This window comes from Nonomuraea cypriaca (assembly GCF_015645445.1).
In the GTDB taxonomy this organism is placed as follows: domain Bacteria; phylum Actinomycetota; class Actinomycetes; order Streptosporangiales; family Streptosporangiaceae; genus Nonomuraea; species Nonomuraea cypriaca.
In genome coordinates this window covers 1-13,128 of sequence record NZ_JADOGI010000014.1, presented here as the reverse complement: position 1 = coordinate 13,128, position 13,128 = coordinate 1, and the positions used below count along the sequence as shown (strand labels likewise).

At 68.3% G+C, this 13,128-nt stretch carries 10 protein-coding genes; 5 read left to right on the top strand and 5 right to left on the bottom strand.

The window, feature by feature from the left end:
• The first annotated feature begins 38 nt into the window (after nucleotides 1-38).
• Nucleotides 39-1,292, top strand: coding sequence for an MFS transporter (locus ITP53_RS06860; protein WP_195894449.1), 1,254 nt, complete (start codon nucleotides 39-41; stop codon nucleotides 1,290-1,292).
• 131 nt (nucleotides 1,293-1,423) lie between these two features.
• Here the strand turns inward: ITP53_RS06860 and ITP53_RS06855 are convergent, their stop codons facing one another.
• Together ITP53_RS06855 and ITP53_RS06850 are read right to left on the bottom strand one after the other, a co-directional pair.
• Complete coding sequence (locus tag ITP53_RS06855; protein ID WP_195894448.1) at nucleotides 1,424-1,666, bottom strand: AAA family ATPase; 243 nt, start codon at nucleotides 1,664-1,666, stop codon at nucleotides 1,424-1,426.
• Between the two features lie 68 nt (nucleotides 1,667-1,734).
• The gene (locus tag ITP53_RS06850; protein WP_195894447.1) at nucleotides 1,735-2,472 is read right to left on the bottom strand and encodes a FadR/GntR family transcriptional regulator; all 738 of its coding nucleotides are present in this window, start codon (nucleotides 2,470-2,472) and stop codon (nucleotides 1,735-1,737) included.
• A gap of 302 nt (nucleotides 2,473-2,774) precedes the next feature.
• On the opposite strand from ITP53_RS06850, the gene ITP53_RS06845 reads away from it, so the two are divergent.
• Nucleotides 2,775-3,881, top strand: coding sequence for a cupin domain-containing protein (locus ITP53_RS06845; protein ID WP_207755606.1), 1,107 nt, complete (start codon nucleotides 2,775-2,777; stop codon nucleotides 3,879-3,881).
• On the top strand, nucleotides 3,878-5,533 hold the full coding sequence (locus tag ITP53_RS06840) for an ethanolamine ammonia-lyase reactivating factor EutA (protein ID WP_195894445.1): 1,656 nt from the start codon (nucleotides 3,878-3,880) through the stop codon (nucleotides 5,531-5,533). The genes ITP53_RS06845 and ITP53_RS06840 overlap by 4 nt, the downstream gene beginning before the upstream one ends.
• 13 nt (nucleotides 5,534-5,546) lie before the next feature.
• On the opposite strand, the gene ITP53_RS06835 is transcribed toward ITP53_RS06840, so the two are convergent.
• The 3 genes from ITP53_RS06835 to ITP53_RS06825 form a co-directional block, all read right to left on the bottom strand.
• A complete protein-coding gene (locus tag ITP53_RS06835) occupies nucleotides 5,547-6,023 on the bottom strand; it encodes a site-specific integrase (RefSeq protein ID WP_195894444.1) in 477 nt (158 codons plus the stop codon).
• 177 nt (nucleotides 6,024-6,200) lie between these two features.
• Nucleotides 6,201-6,989: an alpha/beta fold hydrolase gene (locus ITP53_RS06830; RefSeq protein WP_207755605.1), complete on the bottom strand. Its 789-nt coding sequence runs from the start codon at nucleotides 6,987-6,989 to the stop codon at nucleotides 6,201-6,203.
• Between the two features lie 709 nt (nucleotides 6,990-7,698).
• The gene (locus ITP53_RS06825) at nucleotides 7,699-8,010 is read right to left on the bottom strand and encodes an SRPBCC domain-containing protein (protein WP_195894443.1); all 312 of its coding nucleotides are present in this window, start codon (nucleotides 8,008-8,010) and stop codon (nucleotides 7,699-7,701) included.
• Between the two features lie 526 nt (nucleotides 8,011-8,536).
• Between ITP53_RS06825 and ITP53_RS06820 the strand changes: the two genes are divergently transcribed.
• Together ITP53_RS06820 and ITP53_RS06815 are read left to right on the top strand one after the other, a co-directional pair.
• The gene (locus ITP53_RS06820; protein ID WP_195894442.1) at nucleotides 8,537-11,044 is read left to right on the top strand and encodes a glycoside hydrolase family 97 catalytic domain-containing protein; all 2,508 of its coding nucleotides are present in this window, start codon (nucleotides 8,537-8,539) and stop codon (nucleotides 11,042-11,044) included.
• A 250-nt stretch (nucleotides 11,045-11,294) separates the two neighbouring features.
• On the top strand, nucleotides 11,295-13,128 hold a 1,834-nt coding region (locus ITP53_RS06815; protein WP_195894441.1), incomplete at its 3' end, for a glycoside hydrolase family 97 catalytic domain-containing protein.

Here is a 13,128-nt window from a genome sequence, read left to right as displayed (position 1 = left end):
AGGTAATACCATTAGCCTGATCCAGGGAAGGGGTTGCCATGGGTTCGGCAGATGACACGTTCCTCGCCCGCGTCCGCACCGCGCACCGGCGTGTCTTCCGGTCGCTCACCGTGCCCAACTACCGACGCTTCTTCACCGGTCACGCGGTGAGCGTGATCGGAACCTGGATGCAGCGGGTGGCACAGGACTGGCTCGTGCTCGAACTGACGGACTCGCCCGTCGCGCTCGGCATCTCGACCGCGCTGCAGTTCCTGCCCACCCTCATGTTCGGCCTGTGGGGAGGTGTCCTCGTCGACCGGCTCGACCGGCGCCGCACGATCATGGCGACGCAGGCGGCCAGCGCCATCCTCGCGGCCGCCCTCGCGGTGCTCGTGCTGGGCAACCTGGTGCAGCTCTGGATGGTCTACGCGCTCGCCCTCGGACTCGGCCTGGTCACCGTCCTCGACGTGCCCGCGCGGCAGGCCTTCGTCACCGAGATGGTCAGCCCGGAGAACTATGTGAACGCGCAGGCCCTGAACTCGGCGGTGCACAACGCCGGCCGCCTCGTCGGCCCGGCGATCGCCGGAGTCCTGATCGCGACCGTCGACGTCGGAGCGGCGTTCGCGGTCAACGCGCTGTCGTTCGTGGCGGTCCTGCTCGGGCTCGCGCGCATGAATCCCCGGGAGCTACACCGGGTTCCGGCTCTTCCCCGAGCCAAGGGCCAGGCCAGGCAGAGCCTGCGATATGTATGGGAGCACCCGGAGCTACGCGCGTGCCTGTTTCTCGTGGCCGTGGTCGCGCTGCTCGGCCAGAACTTTCGGGTTGTGTTCCCTCTGCTCGCCCGCGAGACCTTCGGCGGAGGCGCCGAGATCTACGGCTGGCTCACCTCCGCCCTCGGAGTGGGCGCGGTGCTCGGTGCCCTCGCGAGCGCCGCGCGCGTGGACGCCACCGCGTGGTCCCTGCTGTTGTGGACGTTCGCCTTCGCCGGCGTGAACGTCGCCGTCGCGGCCGCTCCCGCACTCGGCCTGGCGATGGCGGCGGTCGTCGCCCTCGGTATCGCGAACATCTGCTTCAACACGCTCGCCCGCACGCTGTTGCAGATCAGGGCGGATCCTACGATGCAGGGGCGGGTGATCGCCCTGCACAGCCTGGTATTTCTCGGCAGCACTCCTCTGGGAGCCCCGCTCACGGGGTGGGTGTGCGAGCAGTGGGGAGCACGCGCCGGACTCCTGCTGGCCGGGATCCCGGCAGGGCTCGCAGCCCTCGCGGTGTTACCGTGGTTGCGGAAGGTGCGCGCCTTGCGCGAGGAGTGACCTCCGGTCAGTCGATCGTGAGGTCCGCCGGCCGCAGCCTGCGTCCCTGCCGAAAATCCCATCCATGCAGTTCAAGCGGCATGCGAGTACTCGGTAGAGGACTCCGCCGGGCCGGTCTCGTCGGCGTACGTTCAGGTCGACGATCCGCTTGGGATCGGGGACGGCGCGTAGTGGGGCGGCTCGAGTCGGGTGCCGACGGCCTGGTAGCCCGGGTTGTAGCTCGCGACCAGCAAGAAGTCAGTGTGGGCTGCCAGCGACGCCCCGAGCCGCTCCATCGGCGGCATCCGTCGATGATCGGTCAGGGAGTGCAGGATGACGATGGTCTTACGAGCCTGCTCGTCAATGCGATCGGTCGGCTGGACGACCTCCGTCATTGCCCCGTCCTCTCATGATTACCAACGGCCGCCGGTGCCGGCCCCGTTTCGACGTACTCGCGGGCTGGTCACCCGTCGCGCCGCACACGGCGAGCCGTTCGCTCGAGGTGGCTGGTCATCACCTCGCGAGCCGCCGCCTGGTCGCGATCCTTGATGGCGTAGGTGAGCGCCCGGTGCTCGTCGGTCCCTTGGTGTCCCATCGGCGCGTCGACGTGCGACTCCTGCAATGACATCAGCAGGGGACCGTGGAAGCTCTGGACCAGCATCTCGATGGCGGGGTTGTGCGTGCACGCCGCCACCCGGGTGTGGAACGCGGCCGACATCTCGATCGCATATTCGCCCTTCTCGACGGCCTGCCGGCTCTCCTCGACCATGGTGAGCAGATCAGCGATGTCCTCCTCGGTCGCTCGTTCGACGACCAGGGGAAGGATGCCCAGTTCCACGATGATGCGCGCCTCGGTGACGTTCGCCGCCGTCTGGGGCGTCAGCGAGATGAGGTCGGCGAGTCCGGCACCGAGGCGCTCCGCCGAAGGTGAGGTCAGGAAGGCGCCGCCGTGCGAACCGACTTTGATCGTGACGAGCCCGCTGGCCTCCAGCACGCGCAGGGCCTCACGCACGGTCACCCGGCTGACGCCGAAACGCTGACACAACTCGCGTTCGCTAGGCAGGCGATCGCCAGAGCTCAGCCGCCCGTCACGGATGAGATGCTTGATCTGGTCGACGATGACCTGCGAGACACGGTCGACGTTGACACGGCTGAAGAGTTCCGACGGGTCGGCGCTGCTCCCGGATCTCGTTGTCCCCATTTGCGCACTCCTCAAGGCCATCGTGGGGCAGACGTTGCCGGGCACCCCATGCAGGTTGTAGCTAACATCAGGTCTGATGGTATGTCCTTTGCACCTCGGAGCGGTAACCTGCGCGGCGCGTGCGCCAAGCGGCCCGACGGGCAACGCCTGTGCAGGCGCACCCAGACGGCGATGCCCACGGCGCTCGCACCTGCCCGTTCGATCGGGGGCGTTTGTTGACGTCACGCAGACATTGGTCTTACCGTTGTACCAGATGAAAGGTGGAGGTTTCAGTGACAAAAGATGCGAACGTTTCGGACAGCATGGCGAAGAACTTCGCCCGCGAGAAGAACACCCCGTACGCCTCATGGGTCCGCAACGAGGGTCTGGACATCATCTCCGCCCACTACATCCCTGACCTCAACACGGTCGAGCTGAAACCCTGGGATCGCCGCGGCGGGCGCGGTGTCTTCATCAACCACGAAGCCTCCCGCACGTCCAACGACTGCTATGTGTGCGAGATCCCCGCCGGCGGCAAGCTGGCCCCGCAGCGCCAGCTCTTCGAAGAGATGATCATGGTGCTCTCCGGCAACGGCTCGACCAGCGTTTGGAACGACGTCGGCAAGAAGGTCACCTTCGAGTGGGGCCCGGGCTCCCTCTTCGCGATTCCGCTCAACACCTGGCACCAGCACTTCAACGGCTCGGGGGCCACCGCCGCCCGCTTCGTCTCCTCGACGAACATGCCGCCGGTGCTGAACATGTACGACGAGCCGGAGTTCGTCTTCGACACCGCACACGACTTCGTCGGCCGTTTCAACGGCGAGCCCGACTACTTCGCCGACAAGGACGAGGTCGAGGGCCTGCTCCTCAAGACGAACTTCGTCGCCGACGCTGTGAACCTCCCGCTCATCCACGCCAAGGAGCGCGGTGCGGGCGGAGGCCACATCCGCTTCATGATGGCCAAGGGCTCCATGAACAGCCACATCTCGCAGTTCCCCATCGCGACGTACAAGAAGGGTCACCGCCACGGCCCGGGCGCGCACGTCATCATCATGAGCGGTGAGGGCTTCAGCCTGATGTGGCCCGAGGGCGAGGAGCCGAAGCGCTACGACTGGAAGCCGGGCGCGCTCATCGTCCCACCCAACATGTGGTTCCACCAGCACTTCAACACCGGCGACAGTCCTGCCCGGTACCTGGCGTTCAAGCACGAGGTGGTCTCGATCCGCAACGCCCAGGGCGTGCCGAAGGCCTGGATCAGCCGGCGGATCGGCGGCGATCAGATCGACTACGCCGATGAATCCCCCATCGTCCGCGACACCTTCGCCAAGGCGCTCGCCCAGAAGGGGCTGACCCCCCAGATGGACGCCGCCTACGCGGCCGAGCTCGAGGACCTGCCGCCGATGCCGGGCGAGAGCACCGCCACCGCATGAGCACCGGGCACGGGCACGGGCACCATGATTACGTCGACGGCGCTGGGCGCGACCATGACCACGACCACGACGACGAGCCCGACGTCCCGCTGGACGAGAACCCGATCTGGCGGCAGGACAACGTCACGCTGCACAGCGTCGGCGTGGACATCGGCTCCTCAGGCACCCAGCTCGCGTTCTCGCGGCTCCATCTCCGGCGGCTGAGCGAGGACCTCACCAGCCGGTACATCGTGGTCCGGCGCGAGTCGCTCTACGAGTCGCCGGTCCACTTGACGCCGTTCGGCGCGGACCTGGAGATCGACGCGGCCCGCCTCGGCGTGCTCCTCGACGAGGCCTACGCCGAGGCGCGGGTCACGCCCGAGATGATCGACACCGGTGCGGTCATCCTCACCGGCGAGGCGCTCCGCCGCCGCAACTCCGAGGCGATCGCCGAGGTGGTCAGCGAGCGTGCGGGCGACCTGGTCTGCGCGATGGCCGGTCATCACATGGAAGCCATGCTCGCCGCCTACGGCTCAGGTGCCGTCAGGGCGTCGAGCCGGGAGCACGGCCGCCTGCTCAACATCGACATCGGCGGTGGCACCACCAAACTTGCCCTGGTGGAGGACGGGCGGGTCGTCGAGACGGCGGCGTTCCACGTCGGCGGCCGTCTCATCGCGGTCACCGACGGCGTGGTCACCCGGATCGAGCCCGGCGGCCGCCGACACGCTCTGCGGGCCGGGCACGACCTGGCGCTCAGCTCACCGGTGACCGACGACCAGCTCGATGACGTGGCCACGCTCATGGCAGGTGAGCTGCTGGAAGTTCTCAACGGGCAGCACACCGAGGCGACGGAGGGACTGTGGCTCACGGAGCCGCTCAGCATCCCGGAGCGGCTCGACGGCATCGTCTTCTCGGGCGGCGTGGCCGAGTACGTCTACGGCACCCAGACCGCCGACTTCGGCGACCTCGGCCGTCGACTCGGCGGTGAGCTGCGACGCAGCGCGGAAGGCGGGCTCCTCCCCGCGCCCGTGCTACCCGCTGCCGAACGCATCCGCGCGACGGTGCTCGGCGCCTCGCAGTACACCGTGCAGCTCAGCGGCATCACCAGTCACCTCGATTCGGCCGAGCGGACCCTTCCCCGGCGCAACCTCCCAGTGGCGCGGCCCACGTACGTTCTCGGCGACACCGTCGACTCCGGAGCCATGGCCGACGCGCTCAGGGAGCACCTCGGCCGATTCACGCAGGGCGACGGCGATCTCGCCGTCGCCCTGTCGTGGAGCGGTGACCCCGAGTATCACCGGCTTCGCGCTTTCGGCGAAGGCATCGTCAAGGGGCTGTCGTCACGACTCGCCGCCGGTGAGCGGCTCTACCTCGTGGTGGAGGGCGACATCGCCCGGACGCTCGGCCGGATCCTGCGCGACGAGCTGGGGGTCGAGAACGACCTCCTGATCCTCGACGGCCTGCTCCTGCGCGACTTCGACTACGTCGACCTCGGGCTCGTCCGTCAGCCCTCGGGCACGGTGCCGGTGACGATCAAGTCGCTGGTCTTCAACGACATGGATGCCGCTGGCTGCGCGTGCTCACTGGAACTTGTGGGTGCCCGAAACTCGGCCGTTGGGGCTGACCTGGGGTTTGGCGTTCCAGTTTCTGGCGGGCATGATCGCTGTTCATAGCACTGAGGTTGCTTTACCTGATCTTCGTCCGGCTCGCGGGTTGGCTGGTGCTGCCGGCTCGCTCGCAGCAGTCGACGGCGCGCAGCGCGGTGACCGTGTCGTCGTCTAGGGCGATGGTGCGGTCGCTGGCCTCGGTCTTCGGCCTGCCCCGCACCGGCTCCCAGCCCAGTTGGGTGATCTGCCAGTGCACTCCGGCCGTTCCGGCCTTCAGATCGACGTCCCTCCAGCGCAGCCCGACCGCCTCACCCCGGCGCAGCCCGCGCAGCGCGATCAGCCGATACAGCGCGAACAACCGGTGCGTGGCCGCCTTGGCGAGGAAAGCGAAGGTGTGGGCGGGGGTCCACACCATCACCGGCGACGGCCGCGGCGTGGCGGCATAGACGTTGATCGTGTTGGCCCGGCTGAGACAGGTGCCGCGCCGCTGCTGTTCGACGGCCAGGCGCTTGTGCAACTCGCGGTTCCAGTCCATGACGCGTTCGTCGGTCCACACCTGTCCTTTCCAGATGGAAGTTGGCGGAGCGGGCACGCGTGACCTGCGGTCCGACATGCTCATGCGGACGGATTTGGTGGAGTCGTCCAGTTGTTGTCGGTGAACTGACGATCCTCAAACCACTTACCATGATCACCAACTACGCGACGGCATGAAGGAGGAGTGGACACCGCCGCCTCAGGACGCGTCGAGGAACTCGTCGATCATGGAGGAGAGCCAGTCGGCGCGGTGCACGAGCGTGACGTGCGTGGTGCCGGGTAGCACGGCGAGCCGCGACTTCGGCAGCCCGACCTGGTCGCCGGCCACACCGCCGCCGAGCAGCCGGAACGTCTCCACGGCGTGCTCCGGCCGGATGATGTCGGAGTCCCCGATGACGACCATTGTGGGCGCCGTGATCGATTGCACGTCCTCCGCGGTGGGATTGCGCAGGTTGCGCATGAAGTCGTTCACCTTCTCGACCAGCGCGGGGAAGTCGGCGGGCCGCGGTGCCAGTTGGAGGTACTCGTCGTGGAAGGGCGACCCGATGAGGTGTTCCGGTCGCAGGCTCTCGAAACCGTCGGACAGCCCCGGGTGCATCCCGTCCGCAGAGAAGGAGAATGAGGCGAGGACCAGCTTGCGGACGAGGTCGGGCCGCTTGAGCGCCACGTGGAAGGCCACGCTGGAGCCCAGGCTGTAGCCGAACAGGTCGGCCGTGCCGATGCCGAAGTGGTCAAGCAGCGCGGCGACGTCGTCGGCCAAGAGCTGAGAGGAGAAGGGGCGGTCGATGTCGGCCGTGCGCCCGTGCCCCTGGAACTCGACGGCGATGACCTTTCGAGTCTTGGCGAGGTGCGGCAGGAGCCGGCCGAACGAGGTGCCGATCGCCGAGAAGGTGCCGTGGAGCAGGACCAGCGGGTCGCCGGTGCCGTGGATCTCGTAGTACATCCGCATGCCGTTGACGGGGGCGTAGTCGCTCATGTGGTTCGTCATGCGGCTCATGCTGGCCAGTGGGACTTACGATCGGCTTCAGGTTCGGTTCAGACCCGCCGCCCCGGGACGGTCGCGTCCGGATGCATCCTCTCCGCGGCCACGACGAGCCGCCAGGTCAGTTCACCGGACGGGGGACGACCGCCGCCTCACCGGGAAGTTCCGCTGCCCCTTGTAGGAGGCAATCCCCGCGCCGGCGATGCCACCTCGAACCGCACCGCACCCACCTCATCCAAACGAGACGCGGCATAACCTGCCGCCCTCAGCGACGTACCGGACCTACCTCGTACACCTCGTCCCGGGGAGGCGCGTCCATCCCACCGGCCAGCGCGCGCAAAGCCGTTATGGCTGACCATTCTGCACCACCAAGATCCGAACCGAAGGCGGAGCCCGTCAACTCAACCTGAACACCGACACGAGCACCGACAACAACGCGCGAACACCGACAGCTTCACCTGCAACCGACAACACCAGCTCCTTCGGGCGTTCGGCGTTGTCTGGAGTTGGCACGATGTACCCACGTATCGCCAAGTCTTACGGCCCTGGCAAGCCTCACGGGCTATCGTCAGACAACTCCCGCGTGCACTCCCCCATGATCCTCATTCGGGATAATGATTCGTTGCACTGGATCTTGATGGGTGTGTGGGCAATCCGAGCGTGAGCGAGCCGGGCCAGAGATGCGGCCGGGGGCCTCGCCGAGGATCTCTATCCGTCAGGTCCGGTCCGGCAGCTCCGCCAGCAGTGGGAGCCCTTCGGCCCGCGCCAGGGCCACCCACTCCTGGGCGACGAGGCCGGCCGACCTGGCTGTCGGGGAGTCGCTGTACTTCCAGGTGATCACGAACAGGTGGGGGCGCTCGCAGCGGAGGATCTCACCGTGGGCGTTGCCATCGAGCGCGAACGTGCCGCCGAGCCGCAGGTCACCGCTGACCTTGAGGAACCAGCGGCTCAACCGGTCGGGCTCCGTGCACGCCGCCCACACATCCTCGATGGACGCGTTGTAGTCGCGGCGAAGGATCATGCTCATGGCGCCGTCTCGGCGGCCGATCTCGCGGTGGTTGCGGGCTCGCGCGCCACGCCGGCGCCCTCCAGGCCGATCTCCGTCGATGCCTGGATCACAGCACTCATCAGGTGCGTTCCTTGATCAGCGGACCGTACAGCCCGTATTAGACCTGCTGAGCTTTGTCGGTCTTGCCTGTCGGCCGGGGTGACGTTCGTGCGCCCACCTGGGGGTGCGCCCGAGCGGGGCGCGCCCGGCCGATCAGTGAAGCTCCTCGGACCTCCAGCGGGGCCGTCGGACACTTAGCCGACGCAGTCGGAATGTCCAGCCGATCCAACGGTTCCACTATTCCGGCCGCGCTCAGCGGGGCCCATAGTTTTGCCTCACCGTGCGTGTCTGTCTAGTGAAGTCCAGCCCACCACGCTCAACCGGAGGCGAAATGTCGCGAAGGACAAGAGAGCGACGCTCAGCCGTGTTAGTCGCCGTCGCTGTGCTCGGGATGCTCGTGTCCCTGCTCACAGCGCCCCCCGCGTCCGCGCTCACCACGCGCAGCGTGAGCTCCCCCAACGGACAGGTCACCTTCACCGTCACCGAGCAGACGGCAGGCGCCCTGACGTTCGCGGTGACCGCCGGCACCACATCGGTCTTCGGCGACTCTCCCCTGGGCATCGCCACCTCGACGGTCGATCTGCGGTCCGGACTGAGCTATGTCAGCGAGGCGCGCACCACGACCGACACCACCTACTCGTTGCCGGCGGGAGCCAAGCCATCGTATCGCGATCATGCCAACGAGCTGATCCTGCGGTACGCGAAGAGCGGGCAGACGCTGGAGCTGGTGATTCGCGCCTACGACGACGGCATCGCCTACCGGTACCGGCTGCCGGGCGGCGGGGCGGTGTCGATCACGGATGAGACCAGCGGATTCCGCCTGCCCACGACGACGGGTGGCTGGGCGGCACCGTGGAACGCGAACTACGAGCAGGACTACACCTATCGGAACGCGTCCCAGCTGAATTCCGGCACCGAGCTCACGATGCCGCTGCTGGCGTCGATCGACGACAACGCCTACTTCACGGTCATCACCGAGGCACAGGTGGTGAACTCGAACGCCTCCTACGTACCGTCCCTGCTGAAAGGCAGCGGGGCGAACGACGGGCTGCTGAACCTCGAGCGGACGCCGGATCAGGCGTTCCCGATCTCGGCGACGTATCCCTTCCAGACGCCCTGGCGCGCGGCGATCATCGCGGGGAACCTGAACACGCTCTACAACTCCGATCTGGTGCAGCACCTCAACCCCCCGGCGTCGGTGAACGCCTCCTGGGTCCGCCCGGGACGCGCCGCGTGGTCCTGGTACGCCGACGGGGACAGCGCGAGCGATCTCGACAAGCAGAAGGAGTACGTCGACTTCGCCGAGGCCATGGGCTTCGAGTACGTGACCATGGACTGCTGCTACAACCGCACGACGGACCTGCCGGCGATCGCCGCGTATGCCAAGCAGCGCGGCGTGAAGATGTTCGCCTGGGTCACCGCCGAGCCGTTCGCCGAACCCGCCGACGCCGAGGCCCTGATGGCCGAGCACAAGGGCTACGGCATCGACGGCCTCAAGGTGGACTTCTTCCTCAGCGACTCGCAGCAGGCGATGAGCTGGTACCAGTCGATCGGTCAGGCGGCGGCGAACCACCAGATGATGCTCAACTTCCACGGCAGCACCAAGCCGAGCGGTGAGAACCGCACCTGGCCGTGGGTGGTGACCTCGGAGGCGGTCGCCGGCACCGAGCACTACCTGTATCCGCCGCCCACGACCGCTCGCCAGGACGTGACGTACCCCTTCATCCGCAACATGCTCGGCGGGATGGACTACACGCCAACGATGATCTCGGAGAACGCGTCGATTCTCACCCAGGGTCACTCCCTGGCGCAGGCGATCGTCTTCACCTCCGCGATGGTCAACTACGCCGACTCGGCCGCGGCCTACGAGCAGTGGGCCGGCCGTCACCTGATGCGCGCGATCCCAACGGTGTGGGACGAGACGAAGGTCGTCGAAGGGTTCCCCGGCGACCACATCACGGTCGCGCGCCGGTCCGGCGACGACTGGTTCGTCGGCGCGATGACGTCGCCGGCCAGGACCGCCTCGGTCCCGCTGTCGTTCCTCGGCTCGGGCGACCACACCGCGACGATCTTCTCTGACGACGCCTCGGGCCGGCTCACCACGTCGACCCGGACCGTCACGAGCGCGACCACGCTCTCGCTGCCGATGATCGCCACCGGCGGCGTCTCGGTACGCATCTCGAAGACGCCCCTCGCGATGATCGGCACCGGTGACAGCCGGTACGAGGCGGAGAGCGCGTCGAACACCCTGGGCGGTGGCGCCGGCATCCAGGCGTGCAAGGGCTGTTCGGGCGGCCAGAAGGTGGGCAACGTCGGGGCCGGCGGCTCGGTGCGGTTCGATGGCGTGACGACCGCGACCGCGGGCCCGCACAAGCTGACCTTCACCTACACCTCCGGCGACCCGCGATCGGTCCAGGTCCAGGTCAACGGCACCACCATCGCGACGGAGAACGTCAAGGACTCCGGCGGCTGGGAGCACGTGGGCAAGTGGTCGCTCGACGTGCCGCTCAACGCCGGCGCGAACACGATCACGTTCATGAACGCGGGCGCCCATGCGCCGGACATCGACGCGCTGACGATCTCACGCACGGTCGAGGCCGAGGCCGCGGCGAACACGCGCGCGGGCGGCGCGGCCGTGGACGTGTGCTCGGGATGCTCGGGCGGCAACGGGGTGTCCGGTCTGGCGGCCGGCTCGCTCTCGGTGCCGTTCCAGGGCCACCTCACCGGCAACAAGACGGTGCGGATCCACTATGCGTCGTCCGCCGCCGCGTCGATCAAGGTCGCGGTCAACGGCGGCATGCCGGTGACGGTCCCGCTGCACGCGACGGGCGGCGACGACGCCCCCGGCACCGCCACCGTCGGGCTCCCCCTGAGCGCCGGCGTGAACACGATTCTGATCAAGGACGCGTCCGGGGCGGGGGTGACGGTCGACTCGCTCGACGTGGTGATGTGAGCTCAGAGGTCTGGGGCGCTTGCGCCCCAGACCTGCGCCGAATTGCCGAATCGTCCCTTTCCCAACTAAGAAATTTCAGTGGGCCCGAGGATGACGCGACCTGTGACATCCCTGGTGATGGCAGGTCATCGCCACGTGAGCAACCCGACGGCATCCGATGGAGAACGTGTTGAGCAACGATGTACGCCCCCGCCGAACGACGAGCGGGGGCCCAGTGAACGGCCCAGTGAACGGCCCAGTGAACGGCCCAGTGAACGCCTGGATCCGTAGCACGGACGAGGGCGTGCAGTTGACCGTGACCCGCGACGACGAGACGGTCCTTGACCGGGTTCCGCTCGGATTCTCGATCGACGGCATCCACCTGGGCACGGACGCGGAGCTCGTGCATGTCTCGGACCGAACGGTTCGCGATCGGTTCACTTTGCGCTCCGGCAAGTCCGCCGGCGACCACGACTACGAACACCACGAGAGCGTGCACACGTTCCGCGCGGCCGGCGGTGTCGAGTGGCAGGTCATCCTGCGCGTCGGGCGCGACGGCGTGGCGATCCGCTACGCCCTGCCCGCGCTGGACGGCACCACCCGTGTGACGGGGGATCGCACCGCCGTCACCCTGCCCGCCTGGTCGCGAAGCTGGGTCCTCGACTACCAGACCTGGTACGAAACCGCCCGGTTCGGCGTGGACACCGCCGAGCTGGCGAGCGGCGCGTACGGGCTTCCCTTCCTCACCCGCCTGGACGGGACGACGCATCTCCTGATCACCGAGTCCGGGATCGACGGCCGTTTCGCCGGCGCGCACGTGCGCGCCGGCGAGCCAGAGCCGCCGGGCGGCTCGGACGGGTCGGCGCCGCAAGGCGGCCGGACGCTGCGCTTCACCCTGGCCGACGACGCCGTCGAGGTCACCCGCGGCGTCGTGACGCCGTGGCGCGTCTTCCTCGTCGGAACCCTCGCCGAGCTCGTGTCCTCGCTGTTCGTCGAGGAGCTGGCGCCGGCCGTCGCGCCCGAGTTGGCGGACGCGACCTGGGTACGCCCCGGTCGCGCGGCCTGGTCGTGGTGGTCCGACTTCTACTCGGGCGCGCAGCAGGCCAAGCAGCGGCACTTCGTCGATGTCGCCGCCGACCTCGGCTGGGAGCACCTGCTGATCGACTGCGGCTGGGAGGAGACCTGGGTACCGGAGATCGTCGCGTATGCCAGCCGCCGCGGCATCCAGGTGCACCTGTGGACCATCTGGCGCGATCTCAACAGCCCTGAGGGCCTGCGCAAGCTGGCGCTGTGGCGCTCCTGGGGCGTCGCCGGGATCAAGGTCGACTTCATGGAGTCGGAGTCGAAGGACCGTTATCGCTGGTACGACACGATCCTGACCGAATCCGCGCGGCTCGGCCTCATGGTGAACTTCCATGGCTCGGTCATCCCGCGCGGCTGGATGCGCACGTTCCCCCAGGTGATCGGGTACGAGGCGATCCGCGGCGCCGAGTACTACGTCTTCTTCGAGAACCAGGCGCTCACCGCCGCCCACAACGTCATCCAGCCGTTCACCCGCAACATCGTCGGGGCGATGGACGCCACCCCGGTCGCCTTCGGCGCCGCCGGCCGCACCACCAGTGACGGCCATGAGCTCGGGCTCTCGGTGGCGTTCGAATGCGGGATCACCCACTTCGCCGATCACGTCGACGCCTATGCGGCGCGGCCGGTCGCGGCCCGGTTCCTGGCGGAGCTGGCGCCGGTCTGGGACGAGACGGTGTTGCTGGCGGGCGACCCCGACACGCACGCGGTCATCGGCCGCCGCGCCGGCGACCGGTGGTTCCTGGGCGGAATCGCCACCGGTGACGCGCGCGTGATCCACGTGCCGCTGGACCGGCTCGGCGTGGGACCGGACGCCCAGGTGTGGATCGTCACCGACGCCCCACCGGCGCCGTATGCCCCGCCGACGCCCGACGCCCCACCGGCGACCGGCCTCGCCGAGACGACGACGACCGCCGCGGACGGCATCGACGTCGCCGTGGCCCGCGACGGTGGTTTCGCCGCCATCGTGGCGCCGGCGGGCGCGGACGTCTTCCGCGCCGCGCCCCGGCCGCACCATCCCGCCC

Bases quoted from the DNA above. Each gene is read 5' to 3' on its own strand.
- ITP53_RS06840 (WP_195894445.1), top strand. From the start codon at position 3,878: ATGAGCACCGGGCACGGGCACGGGCACCATGATTACGTCGACGGCGCT.
- ITP53_RS06860 (WP_195894449.1), top strand. From the start codon at position 39: ATGGGTTCGGCAGATGACACGTTCCTCGCCCGCGTCCGCACCGCGCAC.
- ITP53_RS06855 (WP_195894448.1), bottom strand. From the start codon at position 1,666: ATGACGGAGGTCGTCCAGCCGACCGATCGCATTGACGAGCAGGCTCGT.
- ITP53_RS06825 (WP_195894443.1), bottom strand. From the start codon at position 8,010: ATGAGCATGATCCTTCGCCGCGACTACAACGCGTCCATCGAGGATGTG.
- ITP53_RS06850 (WP_195894447.1), bottom strand. From the start codon at position 2,472: ATGGGGACAACGAGATCCGGGAGCAGCGCCGACCCGTCGGAACTCTTC.
- ITP53_RS06830 (WP_207755605.1), bottom strand. From the start codon at position 6,989: ATGACGAACCACATGAGCGACTACGCCCCCGTCAACGGCATGCGGATG.
- ITP53_RS06845 (WP_207755606.1), top strand. From the start codon at position 2,775: ATGGCGAAGAACTTCGCCCGCGAGAAGAACACCCCGTACGCCTCATGG.